At 59.9% G+C, this 26739-nt stretch carries 24 protein-coding genes; 19 read left to right on the forward strand and 5 right to left on the reverse strand.

From position 1 onward, the window contains the following. Positions 1-53: 53 nt before the first annotated feature. The 9 genes from HMPREF3042_RS01595 to HMPREF3042_RS01635 all read left to right on the forward strand — a co-directional run bounded on the left by HMPREF3042_RS01595 (position 54) and on the right by HMPREF3042_RS01635 (position 10370). The gene (locus tag HMPREF3042_RS01595; RefSeq protein ID WP_070855881.1) at positions 54-2147 is read left to right on the forward strand and encodes an acetyl-CoA carboxylase biotin carboxylase subunit; all 2094 of its coding nucleotides are present in this window, start codon (positions 54-56) and stop codon (positions 2145-2147) included. A gap of 78 nt (positions 2148-2225) precedes the next feature. Continuing rightward, entirely contained in the window at positions 2226-3395 is a 1170-nt protein-coding gene (locus HMPREF3042_RS01600) for an acyl-CoA dehydrogenase family protein (RefSeq protein ID WP_070855882.1), read from the forward strand. 2 nt (positions 3396-3397) lie between these two features. Next, entirely contained in the window at positions 3398-3940 is a 543-nt protein-coding gene (locus HMPREF3042_RS01605; protein WP_049172760.1) for a MaoC family dehydratase, read from the forward strand. Positions 3941-3947: 7 nt separating this feature from the next. Then, entirely contained in the window at positions 3948-4826 is an 879-nt protein-coding gene (locus HMPREF3042_RS01610; RefSeq protein ID WP_070855883.1) for an HpcH/HpaI aldolase/citrate lyase family protein, read from the forward strand. A 103-nt stretch (positions 4827-4929) separates the two neighbouring features. Continuing rightward, a complete protein-coding gene (locus HMPREF3042_RS01615; protein WP_048731620.1) occupies positions 4930-6684 on the forward strand; it encodes an AMP-binding protein in 1755 nt (584 codons plus the stop codon). Between the two features lie 4 nt (positions 6685-6688). After that, the gene (locus tag HMPREF3042_RS01620; RefSeq protein ID WP_048731622.1) at positions 6689-7441 is read left to right on the forward strand and encodes a CoA transferase subunit A; all 753 of its coding nucleotides are present in this window, start codon (positions 6689-6691) and stop codon (positions 7439-7441) included. Continuing rightward, positions 7442-8110 (forward strand): CoA transferase subunit B, encoded by a 669-nt coding sequence (locus HMPREF3042_RS01625; protein ID WP_070429809.1) that lies wholly within the window; start codon positions 7442-7444, stop codon positions 8108-8110. A 58-nt stretch (positions 8111-8168) separates the two neighbouring features. Continuing rightward, positions 8169-9377 carry an acetyl-CoA C-acetyltransferase gene (locus HMPREF3042_RS01630; RefSeq protein WP_038627863.1) on the forward strand — a complete coding sequence of 403 codons (1209 nt, stop codon included), beginning with the start codon at positions 8169-8171 and terminating at the stop codon, positions 9375-9377. A gap of 129 nt (positions 9378-9506) precedes the next feature. Further along, positions 9507-10370 carry an HpcH/HpaI aldolase/citrate lyase family protein gene (locus tag HMPREF3042_RS01635; protein WP_070642930.1) on the forward strand — a complete coding sequence of 288 codons (864 nt, stop codon included), beginning with the start codon at positions 9507-9509 and terminating at the stop codon, positions 10368-10370. On the opposite strand, the gene hypD is transcribed toward HMPREF3042_RS01635, so the two are convergent. Beyond that, positions 10371-11522, reverse strand: coding sequence for a hydrogenase formation protein HypD (gene hypD, locus HMPREF3042_RS01640; protein WP_070855884.1), 1152 nt, complete (start codon positions 11520-11522; stop codon positions 10371-10373). A 16-nt stretch (positions 11523-11538) separates the two neighbouring features. Then, complete coding sequence (locus HMPREF3042_RS01645; RefSeq protein ID WP_016422179.1) at positions 11539-11808, reverse strand: HypC/HybG/HupF family hydrogenase formation chaperone; 270 nt, start codon at positions 11806-11808, stop codon at positions 11539-11541. Positions 11809-11931: 123 nt separating this feature from the next. Between HMPREF3042_RS01645 and hypE the strand changes: the two genes are divergently transcribed. Further along, entirely contained in the window at positions 11932-13074 is a 1143-nt protein-coding gene (gene hypE / locus HMPREF3042_RS01650) for a hydrogenase expression/formation protein HypE (protein WP_070855885.1), read from the forward strand. Here the strand turns inward: hypE and hypF are convergent. Continuing rightward, positions 13071-15461 carry a carbamoyltransferase HypF gene (hypF, locus tag HMPREF3042_RS01655; protein WP_083327393.1) on the reverse strand — a complete coding sequence of 797 codons (2391 nt, stop codon included), beginning with the start codon at positions 15459-15461 and terminating at the stop codon, positions 13071-13073. The two genes, hypE and hypF, sit on opposite strands and share 4 nt — an antisense overlap. Positions 15462-15537: 76 nt before the next feature. On the opposite strand from hypF, the gene HMPREF3042_RS01660 reads away from it, so the two are divergent. From HMPREF3042_RS01660 to HMPREF3042_RS01685, 6 genes are all read left to right on the forward strand, one after another. Then, complete coding sequence (locus tag HMPREF3042_RS01660) at positions 15538-15855, forward strand: hydrogenase maturation nickel metallochaperone HypA (RefSeq protein WP_081636710.1); 318 nt, start codon at positions 15538-15540, stop codon at positions 15853-15855. Positions 15856-15871: 16 nt separating this feature from the next. Continuing rightward, positions 15872-16690, forward strand: a complete 819-nt coding sequence (gene hypB, locus HMPREF3042_RS01665) for a hydrogenase nickel incorporation protein HypB (RefSeq protein WP_049193294.1) — start codon at positions 15872-15874, stop codon at positions 16688-16690. A gap of 338 nt (positions 16691-17028) precedes the next feature. Continuing rightward, positions 17029-18267, forward strand: a complete 1239-nt coding sequence (locus tag HMPREF3042_RS01670; RefSeq protein WP_016422185.1) for a hydrogenase small subunit — start codon at positions 17029-17031, stop codon at positions 18265-18267. Positions 18268-18280: 13 nt separating this feature from the next. Beyond that, on the forward strand, positions 18281-20029 hold the full coding sequence (locus tag HMPREF3042_RS01675) for a nickel-dependent hydrogenase large subunit (RefSeq protein WP_016422186.1): 1749 nt from the start codon (positions 18281-18283) through the stop codon (positions 20027-20029). Next, positions 20026-21294, forward strand: coding sequence for a Ni/Fe-hydrogenase, b-type cytochrome subunit (gene cybH / locus HMPREF3042_RS01680; protein WP_016422187.1), 1269 nt, complete (start codon positions 20026-20028; stop codon positions 21292-21294). The genes HMPREF3042_RS01675 and cybH overlap by 4 nt, the downstream gene beginning before the upstream one ends. A gap of 61 nt (positions 21295-21355) precedes the next feature. Further along, complete coding sequence (locus HMPREF3042_RS01685; RefSeq protein ID WP_049191165.1) at positions 21356-21940, forward strand: hydrogenase maturation protease; 585 nt, start codon at positions 21356-21358, stop codon at positions 21938-21940. Here HMPREF3042_RS01685 and HMPREF3042_RS01690 read toward each other — a convergent pair. Further along, positions 21937-22296 carry a hydrogenase maturation nickel metallochaperone HypA/HybF gene (locus HMPREF3042_RS01690; RefSeq protein WP_172954599.1) on the reverse strand — a complete coding sequence of 120 codons (360 nt, stop codon included), beginning with the start codon at positions 22294-22296 and terminating at the stop codon, positions 21937-21939. The genes HMPREF3042_RS01685 and HMPREF3042_RS01690 overlap by 4 nt on opposite strands. 40 nt (positions 22297-22336) lie before the next feature. On the opposite strand from HMPREF3042_RS01690, the gene HMPREF3042_RS01695 reads away from it, so the two are divergent. Both HMPREF3042_RS01695 and HMPREF3042_RS01700 read left to right on the forward strand, forming a co-directional pair. Continuing rightward, positions 22337-23692 carry a nickel-dependent hydrogenase large subunit gene (locus HMPREF3042_RS01695; protein ID WP_070855887.1) on the forward strand — a complete coding sequence of 452 codons (1356 nt, stop codon included), beginning with the start codon at positions 22337-22339 and terminating at the stop codon, positions 23690-23692. A gap of 4 nt (positions 23693-23696) precedes the next feature. Beyond that, a complete protein-coding gene (locus HMPREF3042_RS01700; protein ID WP_070855888.1) occupies positions 23697-23957 on the forward strand; it encodes a HypC/HybG/HupF family hydrogenase formation chaperone in 261 nt (86 codons plus the stop codon). On the opposite strand, the gene HMPREF3042_RS01705 is transcribed toward HMPREF3042_RS01700, so the two are convergent. After that, a complete protein-coding gene (locus HMPREF3042_RS01705; protein ID WP_370449382.1) occupies positions 23954-25588 on the reverse strand; it encodes an LCP family protein in 1635 nt (544 codons plus the stop codon). The two genes, HMPREF3042_RS01700 and HMPREF3042_RS01705, sit on opposite strands and share 4 nt — an antisense overlap. 168 nt (positions 25589-25756) lie before the next feature. On the opposite strand from HMPREF3042_RS01705, the gene rfbD reads away from it, so the two are divergent. Further along, a complete protein-coding gene (rfbD, locus tag HMPREF3042_RS01710) occupies positions 25757-26731 on the forward strand; it encodes a dTDP-4-dehydrorhamnose reductase (protein ID WP_070855889.1) in 975 nt (324 codons plus the stop codon). Positions 26732-26739: the final 8 nt, after the last annotated feature.

Consider the following 26739-nt stretch of genomic DNA (forward strand, 5'->3'; position numbering starts at 1 on the left):
AACCAGCTAAAAACTCTCGACACCGCATTTTCTGGAAAGGAAACACAGGGCACATGACAGCGCACAACACGCAGCCCCACGCAGCTGGCGGCAGCCTGAGTACCGTATTGGTCGCAAACCGCGGGGAGATTGCCTGCCGCATTATTCGAACCCTTCGTGACAACGGAATTCGCTCCGTCGCGGTTTACTCGGATGCCGATGCCGACGCCCCTCACGTCCGCATGGCGGATATGGCCATCCACATTGGCCCATCTCCGGCACGCGACTCCTACCTGGTTATCGACAAGATCATCGATGCCGCTCACCGCTGCGACGCAGACGGAATCCACCCCGGTTACGGCTTTCTGTCTGAAAACGCAGACTTCGCGACCGCCTGTGAGGAAGCAGGTATTGAATTCATTGGCCCACCGGCCAGCGCCATCAACACCATGGGTGACAAAATCTCCGCCCGCGCTGCCGTCGAAGCCCGTGATGTTCCCACCGTGCCGGGTCTTTCTCGCCCCGGGCTTAGCGACGAGGACCTCATTGAGGCAGCCCCATCGATTGGCTTTCCGGTACTGATTAAGCCGTCGGCAGGCGGTGGCGGCAAGGGGATGCACCGCGTGGAAAATGCTGCTGACCTGCCGGCGGCACTCGCAACAGCTCGTCGTGAAGCGGCGGGTGCCTTCGGCGATGACTCCCTGTTCATCGAGCACTTCGTCGACACCCCGCGGCATATCGAGGTGCAGATTCTCGCAGATAAACACGGCAATGTAATCCACTTGGGCGAGCGTGAGTGCTCGCTGCAGCGTCGCCATCAGAAGGTCATCGAGGAAGCGCCGAGCCCTCTGCTGGATGAGGAAACGCGGAGCGCAATTGGTGAAGCGGCCTGTGACGCGGCACGCTCGGTTGGCTACGTCGGCGCGGGCACGGTGGAGTTCATTGTGCCGGCGAAGGACCCGTCGTCGTTCTTCTTCATGGAGATGAATACGCGCCTGCAGGTTGAGCATCCCGTGACTGAGCAGGTCACCGGCCTGGATCTGGTGGCGCTGCAGGTTGACATTGCCTCGGGACGCCCACTGCCGGTTGCTCAGGAAGATGTAACTCTCACCGGTCACTCGATTGAAGCTCGCGTGTATGCCGAAGACCCGGCGGCGGGATTCCTGCCCACCGGTGGCACGGTCACACGTGTCGTCGAGCCGAGCGGGGCGGGAATCCGGGTGGATTCCGGCATTGTCGACGGTTCCGAGGTCTCATCCCTCTATGACCCGATGTTGATGAAAATCATCTCCTACGGTGAAAACCGTGAGCAGGCGCTCGAGCGGTTAGACCGAGCGCTGGGAGACACCGTTGTCGCAGGTGTCGGAGTCAATATCGATTTTTGCCGCTACCTGCTGAACGTCCCCGAGGTTCGCGCCGGCGATCTTGATACCGGTCTGCTCGACCGCGTGGCGGAAGGCTTCGCCACTTCCGAAACACCGGACGATGTCTACCTCGCCGCTGCGATGGACTGGCTGACAACCCGCTTTGAAGAGGCCACCGACTCACCGTGGCTGACCCCGGATGGCTGGCGTGCCAGTGCGCCTGCCGCGCAGCGCATTCGCTTCGGGGCAGGGGAGGACTCGCGTCTGATCTCGATTGTGGGCACGCCGTCGAGTGCCGACGTCGTTGTCGGTGACGTAGTCGCAGGTCTGTCGGCGGAAGCGGAGAACGAAGAGAGCGACGTTCCAGAACCGCGAAATTACAAAGTTTCGGTCTACCGCGACGGGGAACATCTGCGCATCGTCCGCGACGGAGTCGCACAGCACTTCCTGGTCGAAACCATCGACAACGCGGGGTCAGCGAACCACGAAGAATACGTTGTCGCCGGTGCCCACGGCACCTGGGTATTGCCCCGCACCGAGGTAGTCACCACCGGCGCCGAAGCCGATGCCGGTGGTTCAGGGGTTATCCAAGCTCCGATGCCCGGCGCGATTATCGCGCTGGCGGTGGAGGAGGGAGCCCGCGTGGAAGCTGGTGAGGCTCTGTTGGTCATGGAGGCCATGAAGATGGAGCACACTCTCACTGCCGAAATTGCAGGTGAGGTTAGCTTCACCGTCGCGCCGGGCGATCAGGTCGCCGGTGACCAGCAGCTGGCCGTCATCACCGTGGCCGAAGCCGAGGAATAAAAACCCACACAAAACGCACCAATCAGGTCCCACACCAATCAGGTCCCACACTTACAAAATCTTTAAGGAGCACTCATCATGTCCGAAAGCACCAAGATTGCAACCGCCATCCTCGACGACGAATACGTGGAACTGCAGAAAGTAGTTCGCGAATTTGCCAACGAAGTTGTCGATCCGGTTTCCGCCGAGCATGACCGCAACCACACCTTCCCGTACGAGATTGTCTCGCAGATGGGAGAAATGGGCCTGTTCGGTCTGCCATTCCCTGAGGAAGTCGGTGGCATGGGCGGTGACTACCTGTCCTTCGGTATCGCCCTGGAGGAGCTAGCTAAAGTCGATCAGTCGGTCGCTATCACCCTGGAAGCTGGCGTTGGTTTGGGAGCCATGCCAATCTTCCATTTCGGCAATGACAAGCAGAAGGAGACCTACCTGCCCGAGCTGACTGCTGGTAAGAAGCTCGCTGGCTTTGGTCTCACCGAGCCGGATGCAGGCTCCGACGCCGGCGCCACCCGCACCACAGCCCGTGAAGACGGCGATGATTTCGTCATCAACGGCGCCAAGCAGTTCATCACCAACTCCGGCACGGATATTACTTCGCTGGTTACTGTCACCGCAGTCACCGGCCAGAAGGAAGATGGCAAGAAGGAGATTTCTACCATCATCGTGCCGAGTGGCACGGAGGGCTTTGTCGCGGAACCGGCTTACGACAAGGTCGGTTGGAATGCCTCCGACACCCACCCACTGACCTTCACCGATGTTCGCGTCCCGCAGGAGAACCTGCTGGGCACCCGTGGTCGCGGCTTCGCTAACTTCCTGTCCATCTTGGCCGAGGGGCGTGTCGCAATCGCAGCGCTTGCCACCGGTGCTGCGCAGGGTTGTGTTGATGAGTCGGTTCGCCACGCCAAGGAACGTCACTCCATGGGCCGTGCAATCGGCGAGTACCAGGCTGTTTCCTTCAAGATTGCCCGTATGGAAGCGCGTGCGCATGCCGCACGGATGGCGTGGTATGACGCAGCCGCAAAGATGGCTGCGGGCGCAGATTTCCGTCGTGAAGCGTACATCGCCAAGATGATTGCCTCCGAGGCTGCGATGGACAACGCGCGCGACGCGACGCAGATTTTCGGCGGCTACGGGTTCATGAACGAGTACCGCGTGGCACGCCACTACCGCGACTCCAAGATCCTGGAGATCGGCGAGGGCACCACCGAAGTGCAGCTCATGCTGATCGCGCGCGGATTGGGGCTGTAAAAATGGCTGACAACAACGCAACCGAAGTCACCCACGACGTCGTCCAGCGCGGACTGTGGTTCGAAGAGTACGAGGTCGGCGCGCGTTACCTGCACCGTCCGGGGCGCACCGTCACTGAAACCGATGACGTCCTCTTCACGACGCTGACCATGAACACCCAGCCACTGCATCTGGATGCGCACTGGTCGAGCCAGCAGCCGGGATTCGGCGGCGAGCGTCTGGTCAACTCCATGTGGACGCTGTCGACGGTTGTCGGGCTGTCCGTCGGGCAGCTGACGCTCGGCACCATCGTCGCCAACCTCGGCTTCACCGAAGTGGCGTTTCCCGCACCGATGTTCCACGGCGACACCCTGTATGCAGAGACCGTCTGCCGTAACAAGCGTCGGTCCAAGTCTCGCCCCAACCAAGGCATTGTCGAGCTCGAGCACATCGGTCGCAATCAGGACGGCACGATCGTCTGCCGCGCCGTCCGGTCCACGCTCGTCCAATGCGCACCGACTTCGCTTGACGACGGCTCCGAGAACGCAGCTTCAGCGGGGAAGTGAGTGGCCCATGTCTACGCATAACTCCTGGCAGCCGCTGGGCCCTGCAATTCTGTTTGCGCCGGCCGACAGGCCGGAACGATTCGCTAAAGCTGCTGACCGTGCCGACATGGTGATTCTGGACCTGGAGGACGGCTGTCGCGCAGAAAACCGTGAGGCTGCCCGCGAGGCTATCGCCTCCTGTGACCTCGACCCGACCCGCACGATTGTGCGTGTCAATCCACCGGAGGTTGAGGACTACGCAGCGGATATTGACATGCTGCGTGGCACCGCTTTCCGCCAGGTGATGCTGCCCAAGGCTTCCTCGGCTCAGCAAGTGGATGAGTTGGTAGCGGCACTGGGGGAGCAGACCCAGGTCATTGCCCTTATTGAAACTCCGCTTGGGGTCATGCGCGCCGAAGAGCTGGCGCAGGCCGATGGTGTCGTTGCACTGTTCTGGGGCGCAGAGGACCTGGTGGCGGGATTGGCGGGGACGTCATCACGCTTTAGCGAAGCAGAGGCTGCACTCGCGCCGGGCCGTATTCATGCGGGTAGCTACCGCAGTGTGGCGGTACATACCCGCAGCCACGTTCACCTGGCGGCAGCGGCGCACGGTAAGGCCAGTCTGGATTCCATCTACGTCAATATCTCCGACGCGAATGGGCTAGCTGCGGAGGCAGCAGATGCCGCTGCCTTGGGATTTGCCGCCACCGTCTGTATCCACCCCGGTCAGGTCCCGACAATCCGCCAGGCTTACCGCCCCAGCGACGAGGAGATTGACTGGGCGCGTCGGCTCTTGGCGGAAGCGGAAGAGAACACCGGTGCCTTCAGCTTTGACGGCCAGATGGTGGATGCGCCGCTCTTCCGTCAAGCAGAAGCCATTGCTCGGCGAGCTGCTGTAACAGGTTAGTCCCACGGCCGGTAACGACCACTGATTTATCCCCCTAAAGAACACATTTTCCTCTCACACACTCCGCACTCTGCGGAGTCACTTAAACCAAGGAGATCTCCCCATGACCGCGACATTGAAGAACCACGCAGAACAGCGCACTGCTGATCCTTCGAAGCTGCCGGAGGGCTTCACCACTGTGCCGGCACCATACGGCAAGGATGTTGTCGATGCCGATGGCAACAAGATGAGCCACGTGTTCGGCGCCGGTGTCGAGCAAGGTGCCGCTCCACTTCGCGATGAGACCCTCGGTGAGAACCTGCGTGCGATTGTGGAGAAATTTCCTTCCCGCGACGCCGTCGTTGACGTCTACGCGGATGTCTCCTTTACCTTTGAGCGTTTCTACAACCGAGTTCTGCGCCTGGCCAGCGCTTTCATCCGGGAGGGCTACCGTCCAGGAGACCGCATCGGCATTTGGTCCACCAACCGCTGGGAGTGGACCGTGGTGCAGTACGCCTGCCACCACATCGGCCTGGTGCTGGTCAACATCAACCCGGCTTACCGCCAGCACGAGCTGAACTACGTGCTGGAAAAGGCAGGTGTGCGTATGGTGTTTGCCGCTCGCCGCTACAAGGACTCCGATTACCGAACCATGCTGATTGAGGCCTCCAAGCAGCGCGGTGTGCGCTTGGACAAGGTCATTTACTTCGGTTCGTCCGAATGGTACGAGCACATGCACAGCGAAATCGACGACCTGAGCGAGTACACCTCTCAGCTGAAGCCGGATGACCCGATCAACATCCAGTTCACCTCGGGCACGACAGGCTTTCCCAAGGGCGCTACGCTAACGCACCGCAACCTGCTGAACAATGGATACTTCATCGGTGAGCTGTTGGGCTACACCGAGACCGACCGCATCTGTGTGCCGGTGCCGTTCTTCCATACCTTCGGCATGGTGATTGGCACCTTCGCCGCCTTCACTCACGGTGCCGCTATTGTCATCCCGGCCCCGTCGTTTAAGGCGCGTGAAACACTCAAGGCTGTGCACTCGGCCAAGGCCACCAGCCTCTACGGCGTGCCGACGATGTTCATTAATGAGCTTGAAGAAGCTCATGATCAGGAGGAATACGGATCCCCCTACGACCTGTCGCTCCTGCGCACAGGAGTGATGGCAGGTACCTCGTGCCCGTCGAAGACCATGCGTGATGTGATGGATAAACTCAATATGCGCGAGATTGCCATCTGTTACGGCATGACGGAGACCTCGCCGGTGTCCTTCCAGACCCGCGCAGATTCTCCGCTGGAAAAGCGCGTCAACACCGTCGGCCAGATTATGCCGCACTTGGAAGCCCGCATCATCTGTGAAGAAACCGGCGAGACCCTACCACGAGGCGAACAGGGCGAGGTTGTCGTTCGCGGTTACTCCGTGATGAAGGAGTACTGGGAGCACCCGGAAAAGACCGCCGAGGCCATCGACGCCGACGGCTGGATGCACACCGGCGACTTGGGTGTGCTTGACGACGAGGGCTACCTGTCCATCACTGGACGTATTAAGGACATGCTCATCCGTGGCGGTGAGAACATCTACCCGCGCGAAATTGAAGAGTTCCTGTTCACCCACCCGGCTGTCGTCGATGCGCAGGTCATCGGTGTGCCGGATGACAAGTACGGCGAAGAGATTATGGCATGGGTAATTCTGCACGACGATGTGGAAGACTTCACCGCTGACGATGTGGCGGCCTTTGCCCACGGCAAGCTGTCGCGTCACAAGATTCCGCGCTACGTCCACGTCGTCGAGGAGTTCCCGATGACCGCGTCGGGCAAGGTCCGCAAGGTCGAGATGCGTGAGATGGCGCCGCGAATCCTGGGATGGGTGTAGAACAATGTCAAAAACAACTGATCAGACCGGCCGAGAGCTTGTCGCAGGCCTTGTCACTGATGGAATGACCCTGGCAGTTGGCGGCTTTGGCCTGTGTGGCGTGCCATATACCCTCATCGAAGGCGTGCGCGACTCCGGGGCAAAAGACCTCACCATCGTGTCCAACAACATGGGCATTGACGGTACTGGGCTCGGCATTCTGTTGGAGAACAAACAGGTGGCAAAGGTAGTGGCCTCCTACGTCGGCGAGAACAAGGAGTTTGCCCGCCAGTACCTCGAAGGAGAAATCGAGGTGGAGTTCACCCCTCAGGGAACGCTGGCTGAGCGGCTTCGCGCAGGGGGCGCAGGTATTCCGGCGTTCTACACCGCAACCGGCGTCGGCACGCTCGTTGCAGAGGGCAAGCCCCACGCCGACTTCGACGGGCAGACCTACGTGCAGGAGCGTGGCATCGTTGCCGACATTGGCCTGGTGCACGCCTACCACGGCGATATCGACGGCAACCTTGTCTATCGCCGGACCGCGCAGAACTTCAACCCACTGTGTGCAGCATCCGGCAGGGTGACCGTTGCGGAGGTGGAGCACTTGCTTGGCCGCGGTGAGATCGACCCGGATCTGGTGATGACTCCGGGTGTGCATATCCAGCACATCGTCCGCGGTGACGGCCGCGAGAAGCTCATTGAAAAGCGCACAACTCGGCCACGCAATACCGATTCCAGCCACGATGCCGGTGACGCGGCAGCAGGGGAGGAGATTTAAATGGCACCTGCGAAGACAATTATGGACAAGGGCTGGAGCCGTGACGAGATGGCACAGCAGGCCGCCGAAGAGCTGCGCGATGGCGACTATGTGAATCTGGGTATCGGCATTCCGACACTAGTGGCAAACCATATTCCCGAAGGTGTGCGTGTTCTGCTGCAGAGTGAAAACGGAATTCTGGGAATGGGCGCCTTCCCATATGAAGGTGAAGAGGACGCCGACCTTATCAATGCGGGTAAGCAGACCGTGACATTGGTGCCGGGCGCGGCAATCTTCGACTCCGCCACCAGCTTCGGCATGATTCGCGGCGGTGCTGTGAAAATGGCCGTGTTGGGTGCAATGGAGGTTAGCCAGTGCGGTGACCTGGCCAACTGGATGATTCCGGGAAAGATGGTAAAGGGCATGGGCGGCGCGATGGACTTAGTCGCTGGTACCCCTCGAGTGGTGGTTTTGACCGATCACGTTTCCAAAGATGGCAAACCAAAATTGGTAAAAACCTGCGAACTGCCCCTCACAGGTGCAAAAGTAGTGAAAAGGATTATTAGCAACCTGGGAAGCTTCGATGTCGCTGATGATCACCTGGTGCTACGCAGGCTGGCACCTGGGGTGACGCTAGCCGATATCGAGGCCAACACCGAAGCCGCATACGTGGTTGACCTCGAGAATTAAATACGCAGCAATCATGGTCAGTCCACACTCATCAGATTTGACTTAGGAGAATCCATCCATGAGTAACCTTCCAGCTCCCAGCCCGAATGATGTCGTTATCCTCGCCGGTGCCCGCACCCCGCAGGGCAAGCTGCTCGGCCAGCTGGCACCGCTTACTTCCGTCGAACTCGGCGCACATGCTGTCAAGCACGCTGTCCAGCGTTCGGGCGTTGCCCCGGAAGAGGTTCAGCACGTCGTTCTGGGCCAGGTGATTCTCGCAGGTGCTGGCCAGAACCCGGCCCGACAGGTCGCCATTAAGGCAGGTCTGCCATGGAATACGACCGCTGAGATCGTTAACAAAGTCTGCCTCTCGGGCCTAAACGCGGTCATTCACGCCGCTCGCCTGATTCGTCTCGGTGACGCAGACGTCGTTGTTGCAGGTGGTCAGGAGTCCATGACGCACGCTCCGCACGTTGCACGCGGTGTTCGTCAGGGCAAGTCCTTCGGTGCGCTGAAGCTGGAGGACACCTTGGAGCGCGACGGTCTGGTCGACTCCTTCGATGGTGTGTCCATGGGTACGCTTACCGACGGTCCGAACAGCGACCTCGGCATTAGCCGCGAGCAGCAGGACGAAGTTGCGGCCGCTTCTCACCAGCGTGCAGCCAAGGCGCAGGAAGACGGAATTTTCGCGCAGGAAATCGCTCCAATCGAGATTCCGCAGCGCAAGGGTGACCCGGTAGTTGTTGACACCGACCAGGGCATTCGCCCGGAGACCACTGTGGAGACCCTGGCTAAGCTGCGTCCGGTCTTCCTGAAGGAAAACGGCACCATCACTGCCGGTAACTCCTCGCCGATTTCCGACGGTGCCGCAGCAGTTGTGCTGGCATCGCGTGCCTACGCAGAGAAGCACGGCCTGGACTACCTCGCAGTTGTGGGCAAGGCCGGCCAGACCGCAGGTCCGGATAACTCCCTGCACGCTCAGCCGGCGGACTCTTTGAAGGAGGCTCTGCGTCGCGCTGAGTGGGACGCGCAGGAGCTTGACTTCATCGAGATCAACGAGGCATTTGGCGCGGTGGCCGTCAAGTCCCTGCGTGAGCTGGACTACCCGCTGGAAAAGACCAACATCCACGGTGGCGCGATTGCCCTCGGCCACCCGATTGGCTGCTCCGGTGCCCGCCTGACTCTGACCGCTGCAATGGAGCTGAACCGTCGCGGTTCGGGTCGCGCTGGTGTGTCCCTGTGTGGTGGCGGCGGCCAGGGCGACGCGCTGCTGCTGTACCGCGACTAATCGCATAGGTTAAAAACTCAGCAAACCCGCGTTGTGGTCTCCACTCTATGGACCCCACAACGCGGGTTTTGTTGTCTCCTGGGAGAGCCTGCGCGAAGGTGATTCGAGTTTTCAATTAGGTTAGGAGCTATGACAGGCTTTAGCTCCCTCGATGGTGAACAGACCTTCCCTTGGCTTCCCTCTGGCCCGGCGCTACTCTTCGCCCCGGCTGACCGTCCGGAACGTTTCCAGAAAGCTGCTGAACGATCGGACATGGTCATTATTGACCTGGAGGATGGCGCTGCCGTTGACAATCACGAGCAGGCACGTGCGAACATCATCAACAATCCGCTCGACCCGGAGGTGACTATTCTTCGGATTACCGGTCCTGGGACTCCGACCTTCGCGGAGGATGTCGCCTTTGCCCGTACATGTGACTACGACATCGTCATGGTGCCCAAGATTCGAGACTCCATTCCCGCAGAGCTCGAAGGGTTGAAGATCATCGCGATGATTGAAACCCCGCAGGCCATGATTAATATCCAGCAGATTGCCACGCACCCGGACGTTGTGGGTCTGTTCTGGGGTGCCGAAGACCTGACCGCCGAACTCGGTGGGGCGTCCTCGCGTCAGAGTGTGGATGAAAACCCTCGTCGCCACTACCGCGATCCGCAGCGATTGGCTCGTGCACTCGTTCAGGTGCATGCAGCTGCAGCGGGTATTGCCGCCATTGATGCCGTTCATACTGACTTTCGCGATGAGCGCGGCCAGTACCTAGAGGCTCTCGATGCCGTGGGCTGTGGTTTCTTGGCTACGGCCTGCATCCACCCGGCGATGGTGCCGCCGGTGCGCAAGGCATATAAGCCGTCGGAAGCAACGCTCGCCCGCGCCCGGAAGATTGTCGATCACGCAGGTACGCACACTGGCGCCTTCCAGCTCGATGGCGAGATGATTGACGCGCCCGTCGTAAAGCAAGCGGTGGCAGCGCTCGCGCGTGCGGGAATTACGGAGTAACTAGTGGCGAGATTTCGCCAGGTTCTCGGTGACTTTCCGGTCGATGCGACCGAAGTTGTAGTACGCCGCACAAGCGCCTTCGGGAGAGACCATGCAGGTGCCGATGGGGGTCGCCGGGGTGCAGGCGGTGCCGAAGACCGCGCATTGCCACGGCTTGATGTGGCCGGTGAGCACAGATCCGCATTCGCAGGTCACGGGGTCTGGGATCCGGCGCCCCGGCACCTGGAAACGGCGCTCGGCGTCGAATGCTGCGTATTCCTCAGAGATGCCGAGGCCGGAGTTTTCAATCCAGCCGAGACCGCGCCACTCGAAGGTGTCGCGGAGGGAAAAGACGCGGTCCATAAGTTTCTGCGCGGTGGTGTTGCCGGAGGAGCGCACAACGCGCGCGTACTGGTTGTCCACCCGCGACTTACCGGCAGCAACGTCGCCGCTGACGAATTGATCTAGCAGCATGACGACGGCCTGGAGCACATCCAATGGCTCAAAACCGGTGACCGCCACTGGCAGATTGAACTCGCGCGGCAGGAACTCGAAAGCGTCCGTGCCGGTGGTGGTGGCCACGTGGCCTGGGCCGATAAACCCATCAACCTTGGTTTCGCCGCCGTTGACGATGGCGCGCAGCGGCGGCTCGATAAGTACGTGGTTGGAAAACACGGAGAAGTTTTCCACGCCCTGCCGGCGTGCGGCCTCAACGGTCACGGCAGTCGACGGGGCGGTGGTCTCGAACCCGACGGCGAAGAAAACGACCTGCTTATCGGGGTTGTCGGTGGCAATTTTCAGCGCGTCGAGAGGCGAGTAGACAAAGCGTACATCGGCGCCGCGCGCACGTGCCTGCATCAGCGATGTTTCGGACCCCGGCACGCGCATCATGTCGCCGAAGGTCGTGAAAATGACGTCTTCCTGCTGTGCCAGCCAGATGGCATCGTCGACGCGCCCCATGGGGATGACACAGACGGGGCAGCCAGGCCCGTGAATCAGCTCGATGTTCTCCGGTAGGAGGTTTTCCAAGCCGTAGCGGTAAATGGTGTGCGTGTGCCCGCCACAGACTTCCATCAGTGCGATGGGCTTTTCCAGCTTGGTGGCCTCGCGTTCAATGCGTGCGAGCAGCTTCTTCGCAGCGGCGGGATCGCGGAATTCGTCAACGTATTTCATGGTGCCGTCCAGCCCCTTAGTTGATCTGTGACGATGAGAAGGATTCCAGCTCATCCTCGTAAGCGTCGCCACCTAGCTGTTTGATTTGCTGGAGCGAGAGTCTGGCCTCTTCCTCGTCGATCTTGCTCATGGCGAAACCGACATGTACGAGAACCCAATCACCTGCGGTGAGGCTCTCGTCAATAAGTAAATCGGTGGAAATCATGCGTGCGACGCCACCAATTTCCACTGTTGCACGGGCAGCATCGTGGACTTCTGTGATGACGGCGGGGACACCAAGACACATACGCTTCTCCTCGTTTGCAATACTTATCGAGACTACCATCAGGAGCAGCGAGCCTCGTTTTCGAAGGACGAGTGACGCAAGCAGTTTTGTCCGCCACCAGCTGTGAAGTTAGGGATAGTGAGCATGCAGCCGAAGAATCGTCTGAACACCAGCGAAGCCAAGGTAAACACCAATATTGGTCGCGTTCGGGCGCGTCCGTTCAGGCTTCTCGACGATTACGTCACCTTGCAACACGGCTCCGGCGGAAAGGCATCCGCCGCTCTGGTTGAACAGGTCTTTTTCGATGCCTATGGCAATGAAATTTTAGGGCAGGGTGGCGACTCCGGGCTGTTCGCTGCCGATGCCGTCGTCGAGGCTGCGGCAGCTTCTGCACATGGTGGGGCGCGGTTGGCAATGTCCACCGACTCCTATGTGGTCAATCCCATCGAGTTCCCGGGCGGCGACATCGGGGATTTGGCCGTCAACGGCACGATTAACGATCTGGCGGTAGCTGGAGCCAGGCCCCTGGCGTTGACCGCATCGTTCATTCTGGAAGAGGGGCTGGAGATTGCGACGCTGCGCCGCATTGTGGCGAGTATGCGCGTCGCTGCCGATGCCGCAGGGGTGAGCATCGTCGCCGGCGACACCAAGGTTGTGCCGAAGGGCGCAGGTGACCAGGTCTACATCACCACGGCCGGGGTGGGCGTGGTCCGCGGCGACTACGCCGGTGCCGCTACGGCAGGATCTGTCTACGCAAACATCGAGGCCGGAGACCGCATCCTCGTCTCCGGTCCAATCGCCGATCACGGCATGGCCGTCATGCTCGCCCGCGGCGACTTGGCTCTGGCCGCGCCTATTGAGTCCGATACCCGCGCTGTCAACGGTCTGGTCGAAGCGCTACTTGAAGCTGCACCCGGCACTCGCTGGATGCGCGATGCCACCCGCGGCGGCCTCGGCACGGTCGCCAACGAGCTCGCCCGCGGCACCGGTCTTGGTGTCGTGCTTGACGACGAATCCATTGCAGTCCGTGACATGACCCGTGGCGCCTGTGACATGCTTGGCATCGATCCGCTCTACGTCGCCAATGAAGGTACCTTCGTCGCCGTTGTCCCCGCCGAGCAATCCGAGGCAGCGCTCAGTGCGCTCCACACAGCCGGGGCTTCCGAGGCTCGTGATATCGGCTCCATCGAGGACGAGCCCGCCGCTTCCGTGGTGCTGGTCACCGGATTCGGCGGCACCCGCATGGTGGACATGTTGGTCGGCGACCCGCTGCCGCGCATCTGCTAGACATCCATGCCGGTTGCCGCTAGCAGACGACCGGCCACCGCCTGGCCCAGACTCAAACCGCCATCGCCCGGCGGCACAATCTGATGCTGCAACAGAGTAAAGCCCTCAGCTGCAACTTCACGCCGCAGCAGCTCTATCAGCAGCGCATTATTCGCGCAACCCCCGCTGATGCCGACAACATCGGTGCCGGCTTCCTCCGCAGCCTGCACCAATCGCTTGCCGACGACACCCGCGACCCCACCGTGAAATACAAATGCGGCCTGCTCAACGTCAGGCGATGCTACCGCCTCCCGAATGGCGTCCTGGAAGGGCACTGGCTTGGTCTCTGAACTGACCGCTTCAAGCGCTTCCGCATGTGACCTCACGTAGCGAGTCGCCGCTGCCTCCAACTCCATGGCCGCTTGCGCCTCGTAGCTGATGGCCCCGCCACCGCGCCAGCGAGGCAGCAGCAGTGCTGCGGCGGCATCGAAAATGCGGCCGAGAGAAGAAGTTTGCACTGTGCCAACTCCCGTCGCCAACTGGCTTTTAACCAGGGCTACTTCGCGCTCGTTGGAGAGGTTGCGCACAAGGTGGTCGTCGTTAAGCTCCCATGCGTGAGTGAGACCGAGGGCGAGCCGCCACGGGTGCGTGACGGCGCGATCTCCACCGACCAACGGGAAAGTGGGGCAGTGCCAGGTGCGTTCCCAGTTTGCGGAACTGCGACTGAGCGTGAGAACCTCGCCGCCCCAGATGGACCCATCGGTGCCATAGCCGGTGCCGTCGAGGGTGGCGACGACGGCGCGACCCGCGTTCGGGGAAAGGAGGCGGTGTTCGGCGAGTAGGGAGAGTGCGTGCGCGAAGTGGTGTTGAACCGAGAAAAGGTCGATGTCGTGCTCGGCGGCGAAGCGTTCGGCGAAGGCGGTCGTGGCGTAGCCCGGATGAAGATCGCAGACGACAAGGTCCGGGGTCGCATCGCGCATGGAAAGGAGCTGGTCAACTGCTCTCTGGTAGGCCTTCTGGCTGGCCCACGAACCCATGTCGCCAATGTGCGCGGAGACGTGAGCGAGGTCCCCATGCGCGATAGCGAAAGTGTTCTTCAGCTCTCCGCCGGTCGCGAAAATGGTGGGTTGGGACGTGCTCCGGGCGCTGGTGCCAGGGCCAGGGCCAGTGTGGCTACGAGAATCGGTGGGCGTGATTGAAACGGGGACGGGAGCGAAGCCGCGGGACCGGCGCGATGGGGCGGTGCCGATGAAAACCGAATCTTCAACGGGTACGTGGATTTCGCGGTCGTGGAGGATGAAAGCGTCGGCGATGTGACCGAGCTTCTTCAGCGCGTCGGCATTGTCGGTACAGACGGGCTCGCCACTGAGGTTGCCGCTGGTGACCACGAGCGGGCGATCGCAAAGCAGCAGGTGAATGCCTGAGTACGGAAGCATAATCCCGAAGCTGTCGAGGCCCGGTGCGATGAGATTGGAAAGCGGCCCCGACCGCTGCTTCGGTGCAATCACAATCGGTGCCTCAGGGGAGTCGAGGAAACGCTTCTCCTGCTCAGTTAACTCAACCAGTTGGGCAGCGGTGTCAACAGTGGGGGCCATTACCGCTAACGGTTTGTCGGGTCGACGTTTGCGCATCCGTAGTTTCTCGCAGGCAGCGTCATTGGTGGCATCGCAGACCAGGTGAAAACCACCAATACCTTTGACGGCGAGCAGGGCGCCGTCGTCAAGCAGTGCGTGTGCGCGACGAAAGAGCGCGAGAACCTCCTCGCGGGAGGTGGCGGTGGCTGTGCCGCCTGCATCGTGCCAGCTCAGACGCGGGCCACAGTCGAAGCAGCTGATTGGCTGAGCGTGATAGCGGCGGTCGGTGGGGTCGGTGTACTCGCGCTCGCACGGGGTGCACATCGGAAAGGCCGCCATAGTGGTGCGCGGGCGGTCGTAGGGCAGTTCAGTGATGATGGACAGGCGCGGTCCGCAGTTGGTGCAGGAGATGAAAGGGTAGAGGTAGCGCGGGTTGGTAGGGTCGAAAAACTCACGGCGGCAGTCCGGGCACAGTGCAGTGTCGGGCGGAAGCAGTGCGCGGCCGGAGTAGCTGTGGCGAGAGGGCACGATGGTGAACTCGCGCTCATGGCCCAGTGTCGCGATGTGCTCGGCGGAGTGATTGATGATGCGGGCAAGCGCCGGCAGTTCGGTGAAAAGCTGGCTGCGGAAGGCAGCGAGGGCGTCCGGTGGGCCTTCTACCTCGATGAATACGCCCTGCTCATCGTTGCCACAGAAGCCGACGAGACCCGCGCGCCGGGCGATGGTGGCGACAAAAGGGCGGAATCCGACCCCCTGGACGATACCTTCGATACGCCAGCGAATGCGTTGAATACTCGTACCCATCCCCGCCCCGGTCGCGCCTGCCTTTTCCATGCATTCAACTTTACGTAAGCGGCTCGGGTCCGTTCGCACTGCTAGTTTGGAGATTGTGCACGAAGTAGCGTTGAGCATGCAGTTAGCGAAGGTTGTCACGAGAGCAGCCGAAGGTCGAACTGTACGCACTGTGCACCTGCGGATAGGCGCTCTACGGCAGGTTGTGCCAGAAACCCTTTCATACGCGTGGGATTTCGTCAGTCGCGATACCGGTTTGGGGGACGCGAAATTGGATATTGACTGGGTACCTGCGGTTGTCGAATGCGCGCACGGGCATCGCGAACAGGTGGGGCCACTCGACGGCCTGCTGTGCCCCACGTGTGGAAAGCCAGGACGCGTAATCTCGGGGGAAGAGTTCACAATCGTCGACATCGACGTCGACACGCACAAGTAGGAAAGACGGTTTTATCATGGGACGTTTCCACCGGCATGACGGCGATGACGCACACCACCATCACCACCATCATCATGACCACGACCATGACCACCATCACGGCCATGACCACGTTCATCTCGCCGATCCCGATGACACTAGCCACGGCGACCACTCGGGTTATGAAACCGGCGTGGAACGCGTGACCATCCTCGAGGACATCTTCAGCGAGAACGACCACCGCGCGGAGCATAATCGCGAGCTGCTTGCTGAGCATGGCGTGGAAGCCATCAACCTGATGAGCTCCCCGGGTTCAGGCAAGACTGCGCTGTTGGAGAAGACACTGGCGGCTGCGCAGGGAAAGCTGCGCGTCGGCATTATCGAGGGCGATATTGAGACGGCTCTCGATGCCGACCGCCTGGAGGGTTACGGGGCACAGATTTCGCTGCTGAACACGGGCAACGGATTCGGTGGTGAATGCCACTTGGACGCCCCGATGGTCTCCCGCGCGCTCGAGGGGCTGGATCTGTCCACGCTTGACCTGGTCATGATTGAAAATGTGGGAAACCTTGTCTGTCCGGCTGAGTTTGAGGTCGGTGAGACTCGCAAGGCAATGGTCTACTCCATCACCGAGGGGGAGGATAAGCCGGTCAAGTACCCGGTGATGTTCCGCTCTGTACAGGTGGTGGTTATCAACAAGATGGACCTTGCCCCGTACCTTGACTTCGACATGGAGCTCTTCCGCGCCAACCTGGAAAAGGTCAATCCAGGCGTGAAGGTGATTGAGGTCTCCGCTAAGACCGGGGAGGGCATCGACGAATGGCTCCGTTGGGTCAACCCTGCGCTGGTTGATTAAGCGCGCGCCGGGGGCCGTCGTGAAGCAATGGGGGGGGGGCGTCACGGCATGCTTGACGACGGCCCCGTTACCCCCCCCTCGCTTCGCTCCGCCTTAGTGGGGGATAGGTGATATCCCGCTGTAATCTGCGGCGGTTTTTCACGTTCACTACCTGTACCTGGAGCTATATTTACGCAACATTTATCTTGCATATTATTTTGTTATAACCGCAGCGCAGCACCATTATTCAGGTTGTTCTTAGGTCGCTATACTTGGCCATGTATAGGCAATGGGCCTTGGTAGTTGTAAAACCTCGAAACCAATATTCCTAATAACTAAGCAGAAGGCGCAGCGAAAAAATGATTAGTGGCGCGAATTGGCAGGAAGGGACCCTCGGCGAAAACCTCGCTAGAGCTGGTGTCTCACGGCGCAGTTTCATGAAGTTTTGTGGCACTATGGCGGCAATTTTTGCCGCCGGAACTCCGAATGTCGGTGAGGCTGCGGCGCAGTCACTGACTCCCTCGGCGGAGGAAATCGCAGATAAGCTCTCGGCTGTAAAGAAGCCGAAGGTGGCTTGGCTGCAGTTGCAGGAATGTACCGGATGTATGGAATCCGTATTGCGTTCCGGAGGCACCACTGCTGAAGATGTGGTGCTGAACTTAGTTTCGATGGACTACAACGAGCTGCTCATGGCACCGTCCGGGCATGCGGCTGAAAAGGCTTTGGACGACATGAATGCCGAGGATCACATTCTGGTGGTCAATGGCTCGATTCCGACCGGCGAGAACGGTGCGTACTGCACCATTGGCGGTAAGTCGGCAGAACAGGTGCTGCTCGAGGCTGCTGAGAAGGCCACGGCAATCCTGGCCGTTGGTGCCTGCGCAGTCTGGGGTTCTGTCCAGGCTGCTAAGCCGAATCCGACCGGTGCCAAGGGTGTCGATGAGATTATCAAGGACAAGCCGGTGATTAACGTCTCTGGTTGTCCGCCGATTGGTGAGGTGATTACGGCCACCCTGACGTACGTACTCACTTATGGCAAGACACCGGAGGTCGACGCTGAGGGGCGGCCAAAGTTTGCCTATGACCAGCGTATTCACGACTCCTGCCCGCGTCGCGCGCATTACGATGCCGGTCAGTTCGTGAAAACCTTCGACGACGAAGGCGCACGAAACGGCTGGTGCCTTTACGAGGTCGGCTGTAAGGGGCCATCCACGTTTAGCCCATGCCCAATCGTGCAGTGGAACCTTAAGTCCGGTTGGCCAATTGGTGCTGGTCACCCATGTATTGGCTGTACTGAGAAGGACTTCTTCGACCAGTTCACTCCGTTCTACGACAAGCTGCCGGGAATCCCGGGTATTGGAGTGGAGTCCAGCGTGAACACGGTCGGCGTTGGACTGCTGGCTGCCACTGCCGCAGGTGCCGCGGTCCATGGCGGACTCACACTGGTGAAGGAACTGAAGATAAGGCGCTCCAACGGCGAAGAAAAGGTGTTGGCTGCGTTTGGTGGTGTGGAAGGCCGGAAGCCACCGATGGTCGACCTTCCTTCAAACGCACCAGGCACGCAGAGCGAGACAGCATCCGATTCGAAGGACAACTAAGGGGGCATAGGACATGGCTACGGAAAAAGTTGTAATCGACCCGATTACCCGAATCGAGGGACACCTTCGCATTGAGCTGGAACGCGAGGGAGACCAGATCAAAACCGCGTGGAGTGAGACTACTCAGTTCCGCGGTATCGAAACCATTGTGAAAAACCGCGATCCTCGCGATGTCTGGGCATTCGTTGGTCGTATCTGTGGTGTGTGCACGGGTACTCACTCGGTGGCGTCCATTGCCGCTGTCGAAGATGCCATTGGCTCGACACCGCCCCCGCAGGCACGTCGTATTCGCGACCTGGTGATTGGCTCGCAGGAGATTCACGACCACGTCGTGCACTTCTACCATCTTCACGGTCTGGACTGGATTGATGTCACGAAGGCTCTCGAGGCAGATCCGAAGAAGACCGTTGAGTTCGCGCAGTCGATCGGCTCGACGTGGAAGGGCAACAACGAAGAAACCTTCGCCCGGGTCAAGGAGACCGTGCAGGGCATTGTGGACTCCGGCCAGCTGTCCATCTTCACCGGCGGCTACTGGGGACATGAGGACTACCGCTTGCCACCTGAGGCCAACCTGATGGCAGTGTCGCACTACCTCGACGCCTTGGCTTTCCAGCGCTCTATCATCCGCATTAACACCGTCTTCGGCGGTAAGAATCCACACCCGAACTTCCTGGTCGGAGGCATGGCGTGCTCCATCGACCCGGAACGCTCTGAGACGGTCAACCAAGTCGGCATTGATCAGATCAAGTCCTGGATCGACGAGATCGTGGAGTTCGTCAATGACTGCTTCTACCCAGATGCAGTCGCCATCATGAGCGTTTACAAGGACTACTTCGACATCGGTCGCTCCTCCGACAGCTTCCTGGCGGTAGGCATGGCCGGCGCCACTTACTCCGGCGACCCGGCTAAGTCCCGTGTCCAGACCGTGCATCCAGACATCAAGCCCGGTGTCATTCTCGACGGTGACTACACCAAGCTCCACCCATTCCAGCCGGAAAAGATCGAGGAATTCATCAACTCCGCCTGGTATACGCAGGAAGCCGGCGATGATGTCGGCCTCAAGCCGTATGACGGCGAAACAACTGTGAACTACACCGGCCCGAAGCCGCCGTACGAGTGGCTGTCCGACAATGAAAAGTACACCTGGTCGAAGGCGCCGCGTTACGACGGTCGCGCTGTTCAAGTTGGCCCGGTTGCTCGTGTGCTGTTGGCATACCTGCAGAAGGAGCCGGAGACAATGCGCCTGGTCGACGAGGTCATGGATAAGCTCGACCTGCGCATTGAGCAGATGAACTCCACTGCGGGACGCACCTACGCACGTGCTGTGGAGTCTGTGACCACCGCCAATTACTTGGCAGATCACATTTTCCCGGAGTTCGTTGAGGCCCTGAAGAACGGCGACATCGATGTCTTCGACAACAGCCGTTGGGAGCCGACCACGTGGCCGGAAAAGTGCCAGGGCGTGGGCTTCCTCGAGGTCGCTCGTGGCATGCTCAGCCACTGGGTCAAAATTGAAAATGGCAAGGTGACCAACTACCAAGCCGTGGTTCCCACCACGTGGCTGGCCGGTGGCCGTGACCCGAAGGGGCAGCTTGGCCCATACGAGCACGCGCTGGCTGGCGATGGCACACATCCGCTGGTTGATCCCGAGCAGCCGCTTGAACCACTTCGCACGATTCATTCCTTCGATCCATGTATGGCCTGCGCAGTCCACATTTTGGATCCGGCTGGTCAGGAAATGTTTAAGGTGACGACGGCATGACACCCCCAGTGAGTGAAAATCCGGAACTGCGACTAAAAGATTCCAAGGGCAACCCCCTGGTTATTGCGGTTATTGACGCACACACCAGCCACTGGTTGTCGCCATCCGAGGTCATTCAGGCCGCAGCAATTGTCCCGGACGACTCCCGCGATCCTGTCGACCTTGCGCTAAAGGTCAGCTTGCGTCGTCGTCGTGACGATCTTTTCCACCTCGACGGCACGCCACTGATGAAACTGACCCCGGATTCCTACGACCCGGCAACACCTGACCGCCGTTACTCCATTGCCAAGGTGCACGGCCTCAACATTGCGGATCAAACGGTCGATGTCGCCATCATGCGCGGTGAATTGAATGCGGTCGTTGAGGCATCCACGATGTCCCGTGAGGAAGGCGTTCTACTTCGTCGTAACGCGAACATGCATCATGGTCGCGGGCACCGCAGCATGGGCGTCGCGCTTGCGCCCATTGACAAAGACGGAAATATCATCGGAGAGTTCATCTTCGAAGGATTCGTGGCAATGGGGCTGCGGAAACTCGACGAGGCCATTGCGGAGAACAAGAAGGGCTCCGGTTCGTGGGTCGAGGTTCACCTGTGGGGATGGGCGCTGCGCGTTCAACATTGGTTGAACCTGGCGCTGATGTTGGTGATGACCTTTACTGGCTGGTACATCATGCAGCCCTATTTGACTGAGCGCACCTATGACGGCTCGGCCGCGGGATTCGCGATGGGATATGTCCGTTTCGCGCACTTCTTAGCCGGATTCCTATGGATCGCGGTGGGGCTATGGCGTGTCATTCTGCTGTTTGTTACCCACGACCGACAAACACGATGGCGTGCGCTATGGCCGATTTATAACAAGCAGGATGTTAAAGACCTCTGGCACACGATGCAGTACTACCTCTTCCTGCGCAAGGAAGGGCCGTTCTACTTCGCACACAATCCGCTGCAGCAGCTGGCGTACACCGGCATTTACGCGATGTGTTTCATCCAGATGCTCACAGGTTTGTCGCTATACGCGATGATGGACCAGTCCAACTGGTTCTTCCAGCTGTTGGCTATGCCCACGCACTGGATTGGCATCGGCTACTTCCGCCTGATTCACACAATCATCATGTACCTGATTTGGCTCTTCGCCATCATTCACGTCTACCTGGTTATCCGCTCCGATGCGGTACACAACCACGGTGGTCTGTCCTCGATGATTGGTGGCTCTGTCTGGCTACCGCGCGGCACGCAACCGGTTGACTCTCCACGCATTGGATAGGAGATCATTGGGTAACGATAAGGTGTCCGACGCAGTCACCGGTGCTGATGCTGGCACTCCGTTGGTGACGGTTCTTGGCATCGGCAACCCCGTCATGGGCGACGACGGCATTGGTCTCGAGCTGCTGAGGCGCCTTGCCCCAGAACTGGAATCTGCAGGCATGGGGCAGACAACGCAGGCCGGGGATTCTGCGCATCTGGTCTGGTCGCCCTCCAACCTCGATGATCCTGCGAACCTCGCCGGGCGAGGGGACGAATGGACGGGTGCGGTTGCCTACATCGATGGTGGCACCTGCGGTATGGAGTTGCTGCCCATCGTGCAGGAGGCCAAGAACCTATTGTTGCTCGACGCTCTCGCTGGTCCGGGGGATCCCGGTACCGTCGTCAAGCTCGTCGGTGACCAGATCCCTAGACTATTGGCGGCAAAGCTGTCCGCGCATCAGGTCGGCTTGCTGGATTTGCTCACCGCGGCGCGACTGCTGGGGCAGGAGCCTGAGCGCGTCGGTGTGGTGGGAGTGGTCTACGAGTCTGCCGACATGGTGGTGGGGCTCAGCAACACGGCACTTGGCGGCATTGAGGAGGCGACTGAGGTTGCGCGCGAGCTCATCGACAGCTGGCTTGCCGACGAGCGCGACAGTGACGTCTAACCCTCGCCCTCAGCGCTGACCTCAATACTGGAGATTTCAAACTCGCGGCCGTGCCGCAAATCCGCAGTTGGGGTGCCGCAGACAGGGCAGGTTAGAGCATAGAATTCATCAATTTCATGCTCAGCCTCGCAGGTGGGGCAGTAGACCGTCGAGACAATGAGCTCGGCATCTAACTCGGCGCCCTCGCACTGCGTCGCGGCACTGGCCACAGGCCATGCGGCGATGAGGGAATCGTAGACGACCCCGGAGCGGTCGCCCACACGCATTGACACCTTTGTCACGGTACGTCCCGGGCAGACCTCGGCAATCTTTTCCACCACGCTGGTCAACAATCCAAGCTCATGCACAGATACCATTATGGCGAAGTACTCAGCGCGAAGGAGGCGCAGGCGGACCATGTCATCCAAATCCGTTCCGGCTACCCAGCACATCCAGCTCGATGAGCTTGTTGACCCATTCGAGGCACGACTGGATGTCTATCGCGATGACAACGGCGCCATCACACAGGTGTCCTTCGACCTTTCAGGGCTGCCGCGTATCGACGGGATGCTTGTGGGCAAGCAGGCATTGGATGTGCCAGATATCACCAAGCGGCTGTGTGGCCTGTGCCCGGTTGTGCATCATCTTGCAGGTGTACGGGCGGTGGAGGACCTTTACGGGATTTCCGACATTCCCCGAACCGCACAGTTGATTCGAGAGCTGCTGGCGGCCGGGTCGACCTTGGATAATCTAGCGACCAAGTTTGTGGCCGTCGACCGCGAGGGGGCGCGGACAATGAAGCGTGCCGGAAAAGCTCTGATGCGTGCAGCGGGGGCACCGTCGCATTTCCCAGATGTCGCCGTCCCCGGCGGTGTGCGCGCGGCAGTGGATAAGGCGCTTGTTTCTGAGGCCGAAAGTGCTCTGGAGGTGCTGGCTGAGACGGCGGTAATCAAGGAAGTGGAGCTTCTTGCCGCCCCCGATGCTTCTGATGCTTGGACGGATACTTTTGACGGTCTCGACGTCGCAGTCGTCGACGCTGACGGTGAACTTGCTCCGCTGGGAAATCACCTGGCAGTCGCGCGGCACGACACCGATACCGCAGCGCAGATTTTCCCGGCTGCTGATTGGCCTACACGTGTTCGGGAATCCCGTCCGGGCGATGCCGCTCCCAGACCGGTGTTTGATGCCTCGAAGGAGCTGGGCAAGGATGGCTGTGAAGGTGAGCAGGCCGATTTCTACCGGGTGGGGCCGGTCTCCAGGCAGGTTGTCGTCGATAAGCGTGGAATCAGCCCACGCGACGCCCAACGCCAGCTTCTCGCCGACACCGTGGCCTGGGCGAAGCGGGTGCTTGCCGACGGGGAGCTGCTCGGCGACCATGTGTGCAATCCGAATGCTGCGACGGCGATTGAGAATGCTGACTTTGAAGAACCTCGCAGCGGTGTCGGGATGATTGACGGGCCACGTGGGCTGTTAGTGCATCGTTATACGGCAGGAGCTGACGGCATCATTACGGATTGTCAGATTATGACACCGACTGCGCAGAATGAACCCTGGCTGACGCGTATGCTTACCGAGCAGCTGTGCGGTGGCGGGGAGACTGCGGGGGTCGAGAAGTCCATCTGGGCCGCTGATCCGTGCTTACCGTGTAGTTCGGCACCTGCGGGAGTGATGACATTCACGATGCAGGAACATGCCGGTGCACCTGCGGACAATATGACAACGGATAGCCGTGGTTCGGCGGACGCCCCGACTGTAGCGGAGAGGACGAAGTAACACGATGTGTCTTGGAATTCCTGCCCGGGTTTTGGCAAAAGCCGATGGTCCACTGCCGATGGCGACAGTGGATATGGCGGGGCAGAAGCGGCAATGCTCGGCAATGTACGTGCCTGAGCTGGTGGCAGGTGATTGGGTGTTCGTCCAGAACGGGTTCATCATGAACGTGCTGGACGAACAGGAGGCCAAGGAGTCCTTAGCCGCAATTGAGGAATATAACCTCATCGAACATGTCGCTGAGGTCTCCCCGAAGGGGCGGACCTAGTTCACGCAGGTCACGCCAGCGGCGTCAATAGCGGGGCGATCTTCCTGCGGAATTTCGCCGCCCTCTTGGCCGATGATGTCGCCATTGGAACCATCTTCAACTTCAGGCGCAGGTTCGGCACCGTCGCCCGAATCAGTGGCCATTCCCTCTGATGTCAATCCTGGGCCGTCGTAGTCACCGGCAATCGTCACTGAGATGTGGTGCGGGTCGAGGTATGGATCGTGGACAATCGGTACGCCACCGAGTGCCTCAGAGATGGCCTGCGCTGCCGGATCCTCTGGGTCAGCCGCATTGATCTGGCTGGAGGCAACGCCGGCGAACTCAGCGTTGCCGACCTCGCCCTGGGTGTAGCCCTTTTCCGTTAAGAAACCTGAGACGCCGCTGGCCAAGCCTTCAATGCCTGTGGCGTTGTAAACGCTGACCGTAGTTTCAGCCGCGTTGGGGTCAGCCTTCTTATCGTCTTCTTCCTTCGTCGGAGCTTCTTCTTCCTTGGTGCCCAGCAGGGTCTCGAAGTACTGGTGGACTTGGCCCTTATCGATTGTGACCACCGACTCGCCATAGTCGCCGACACCGTCAATCGAGGTCACCGGGATCGTTTCAAACTTCACGTTGCCACCACTGAGGCCCTGCATCTGGGTAGCAAATCCGGTGACATCCCAGTTGTCGTCGAGCACCACTGAGCGCTGGACAGCGTTGCCCAGTTCAGACAGCTTCGCGGGATTGGACAGTGTGCCAGCGCCGAGCAGCTTATTGGTGAACGAGGCCATGAAGACCTGCTGGCGAGTAATTCGGTCGAGGTCACCGCGGGGCAGGCCGTGGCGCTGGCGGACGAATGAGAGCGCGTCGGCACCCTTCAACGTCTGTGAGCCCGCCGGGAAGTCCGCACCAGAGAACTCGTCGTAAACAGCCTCATTCAGACATACATCGACACCGCCGATGGCGTCGGTGAGCAGGACGAAGCCGAGCAGGCCAACTTCTGCGTAGTGGTCAACGGTGATACCGCTGAGGTCGCTAATGGTCTCAATCAGAGCTCTACGTCCGGCCTCGGTCGAGCGACGCTCAATGTCTTCCGGCGAGGCCCCGCTTCCTGCGAGTTCTTCTTCCACCATCTGCTTTGTATTGCCGTAGACACCATTGATCTTTGTGTTGCCTAGGCGATTGGTGTGGACATAGGTATCGCGCGGAATGGAAATTGCCGTCGCTGAAGAACCATCGGCAGGAACACGAATCACAATAATCGTGTCTGTATTCGTGGCTTCTTCGTCGCCGGCACGCAGAAGCTCAACTTCTTCCGGAGTCAGCGGGTTGCCCTGGGCATCGGTGCGGGAGTCGGAGCCGACGAGCAGAATATCGGTTGCACCGTCCTTCTCACTGCCCAGACCGAAGTCGCCACCCGAACCCAAGTTGTCGGTGGTCCTACCGAGTGTCCACCAGCCAACTGCGGAAATAACCAGGATAATGGCCGAGAGCAGCACAAGCGCATTGCGCAGCATCGGCGGCCAAGCTTGGGCGGTACTCTCTGCAGAGGACGGTGGCGCTTGAATATCGCGTGCGTGACGCGCGCGTGGCGTGTGGCTGCTCAAACCGGGGCTCCTCTTAAACCGTTTTCGAAAATATAATTTGTGCTGCATGTCTGCGTGGGCATTCCACACATCGTGGAGAGCAGTAAGCAGCTGCGGAAACTACATAAACCTTAACCGTCCAACCGTGTGCGGTGGCACCTCAACACAGTGTCAATCCGTATCCGGTTGCACCTCAACACAGTGTCAATCGTATCTACGATAGTGATAAAGAAGAATATGTCTGAAATATCAGTCTCGCATTTCGCCACTCATGGACCAACCCACAGCAATTCGCGGCGTCCCATTGTCGCCATAACTGGTGCGGCTGGACAGCTGGGTACTGCGCTTCAGCGTGATTCTTTCGCCGCCGATGTTGAGGTGCGCGCTCTCGCTCGGGCACAGTTGGATATCACTGATTCGGATGCTGTGGAGGCAACGCCTCTGCTTGACGACGTCGACATCATCATTAACGCGGCAGCGGCGACCGATGTCGATGGTGCAGAATCCGATCCCGGCTCGGCGCACCTAATCAATGCACTCGGACCGAAGTACTTGGCGGCTCGGGCGAAAAAGGAAGACGCGTATCTCATTCACATCTCCACCGACTATGTCTTCGGTGATGTAGCAATCGATGAGATGACGGGGCAGCGCCGAGCGCTGCGAGTTGATGATTTCACCGCACCTCAGACTATGTACGGACGTACCAAGTTAGTGGGGGAGAACAATGTGCGTGATTCGGGCGCGCGTTCCGCTATTTTGCGTACGGCGTGGGTCTGGTCGGGCCCCACACAGCCAGAGGCCAAGGACTTCGTCTCCACGATGATGCGTCTGGCGGAGACGGCGACTGATGACAAGGGCAATCCGGCAATTATTAAGGTCGTTGACGATCAGCACGGCAACCCCACCTTTGTTGGTGACCTCGCCGGAGCTATCTGGGAGTTGTGCGATCGCGTGTTGTCCGAACCGAGCAGCGCACCGACCGGCACCTTCCATGTCACGGGCAGCGGTGAGTCAACATGGTTCGAAGTGGCTCGCGAAGTGTTTCGGCTCATCGGTCACGATCCACAGCGTGTGGTGGCGTGTACCAGCAGTGAGTTCCCTCGTCCGGCCCCGCGTCCGGCCTGGTCCGTGTTGGATGGTTCCGCATGGAGTGAGGTAGGTCTACATTCACTTCCGGAGTGGCAGGACACTTTGCGGGCAGTCCTGACCTAGGGTCTAGG

The sequence above is a fragment of the Corynebacterium sp. HMSC074C05 genome (assembly GCF_001838325.1).
Lineage (GTDB): Bacteria > Actinomycetota > Actinomycetes > Mycobacteriales > Mycobacteriaceae > Corynebacterium > Corynebacterium amycolatum.

Bases quoted from the DNA above. Each gene is read 5' to 3' on its own strand.
- HMPREF3042_RS01690 (WP_172954599.1), bottom strand. From the start codon at position 22,296: ATGGTATCTGTGCATGAGCTTGGATTGTTGACCAGCGTGGTGGAAAAG.
- hypD (WP_070855884.1), bottom strand. From the start codon at position 11,522: ATGAAATACGTTGACGAATTCCGCGATCCCGCCGCTGCGAAGAAGCTG.
- hypF (WP_083327393.1), bottom strand. From the start codon at position 15,461: ATGGAAAAGGCAGGCGCGACCGGGGCGGGGATGGGTACGAGTATTCAA.
- cybH (WP_016422187.1), top strand. From the start codon at position 20,026: ATGACACCCCCAGTGAGTGAAAATCCGGAACTGCGACTAAAAGATTCC.
- HMPREF3042_RS01695 (WP_070855887.1), top strand. From the start codon at position 22,337: ATGTCATCCAAATCCGTTCCGGCTACCCAGCACATCCAGCTCGATGAG.
- HMPREF3042_RS01615 (WP_048731620.1), top strand. From the start codon at position 4,930: ATGACCGCGACATTGAAGAACCACGCAGAACAGCGCACTGCTGATCCT.
- HMPREF3042_RS01610 (WP_070855883.1), top strand. From the start codon at position 3,948: ATGTCTACGCATAACTCCTGGCAGCCGCTGGGCCCTGCAATTCTGTTT.
- HMPREF3042_RS01600 (WP_070855882.1), top strand. From the start codon at position 2,226: ATGTCCGAAAGCACCAAGATTGCAACCGCCATCCTCGACGACGAATAC.
- rfbD (WP_070855889.1), top strand. From the start codon at position 25,757: ATGTCTGAAATATCAGTCTCGCATTTCGCCACTCATGGACCAACCCAC.
- HMPREF3042_RS01660 (WP_081636710.1), top strand. From the start codon at position 15,538: ATGCAGTTAGCGAAGGTTGTCACGAGAGCAGCCGAAGGTCGAACTGTA.
- HMPREF3042_RS01700 (WP_070855888.1), top strand. From the start codon at position 23,697: ATGTGTCTTGGAATTCCTGCCCGGGTTTTGGCAAAAGCCGATGGTCCA.
- hypB (WP_049193294.1), top strand. From the start codon at position 15,872: ATGGGACGTTTCCACCGGCATGACGGCGATGACGCACACCACCATCAC.
- HMPREF3042_RS01705 (WP_370449382.1), bottom strand. From the start codon at position 25,588: ATGCAGCACAAATTATATTTTCGAAAACGGTTTAAGAGGAGCCCCGGT.
- hypE (WP_070855885.1), top strand. From the start codon at position 11,932: ATGCAGCCGAAGAATCGTCTGAACACCAGCGAAGCCAAGGTAAACACC.
- HMPREF3042_RS01670 (WP_016422185.1), top strand. From the start codon at position 17,029: ATGATTAGTGGCGCGAATTGGCAGGAAGGGACCCTCGGCGAAAACCTC.
- HMPREF3042_RS01635 (WP_070642930.1), top strand. From the start codon at position 9,507: ATGACAGGCTTTAGCTCCCTCGATGGTGAACAGACCTTCCCTTGGCTT.
- HMPREF3042_RS01625 (WP_070429809.1), top strand. From the start codon at position 7,442: ATGGCACCTGCGAAGACAATTATGGACAAGGGCTGGAGCCGTGACGAG.
- HMPREF3042_RS01675 (WP_016422186.1), top strand. From the start codon at position 18,281: ATGGCTACGGAAAAAGTTGTAATCGACCCGATTACCCGAATCGAGGGA.
- HMPREF3042_RS01605 (WP_049172760.1), top strand. From the start codon at position 3,398: ATGGCTGACAACAACGCAACCGAAGTCACCCACGACGTCGTCCAGCGC.
- HMPREF3042_RS01595 (WP_070855881.1), top strand. From the start codon at position 54: ATGACAGCGCACAACACGCAGCCCCACGCAGCTGGCGGCAGCCTGAGT.
- HMPREF3042_RS01620 (WP_048731622.1), top strand. From the start codon at position 6,689: ATGTCAAAAACAACTGATCAGACCGGCCGAGAGCTTGTCGCAGGCCTT.
- HMPREF3042_RS01645 (WP_016422179.1), bottom strand. From the start codon at position 11,808: ATGTGTCTTGGTGTCCCCGCCGTCATCACAGAAGTCCACGATGCTGCC.
- HMPREF3042_RS01630 (WP_038627863.1), top strand. From the start codon at position 8,169: ATGAGTAACCTTCCAGCTCCCAGCCCGAATGATGTCGTTATCCTCGCC.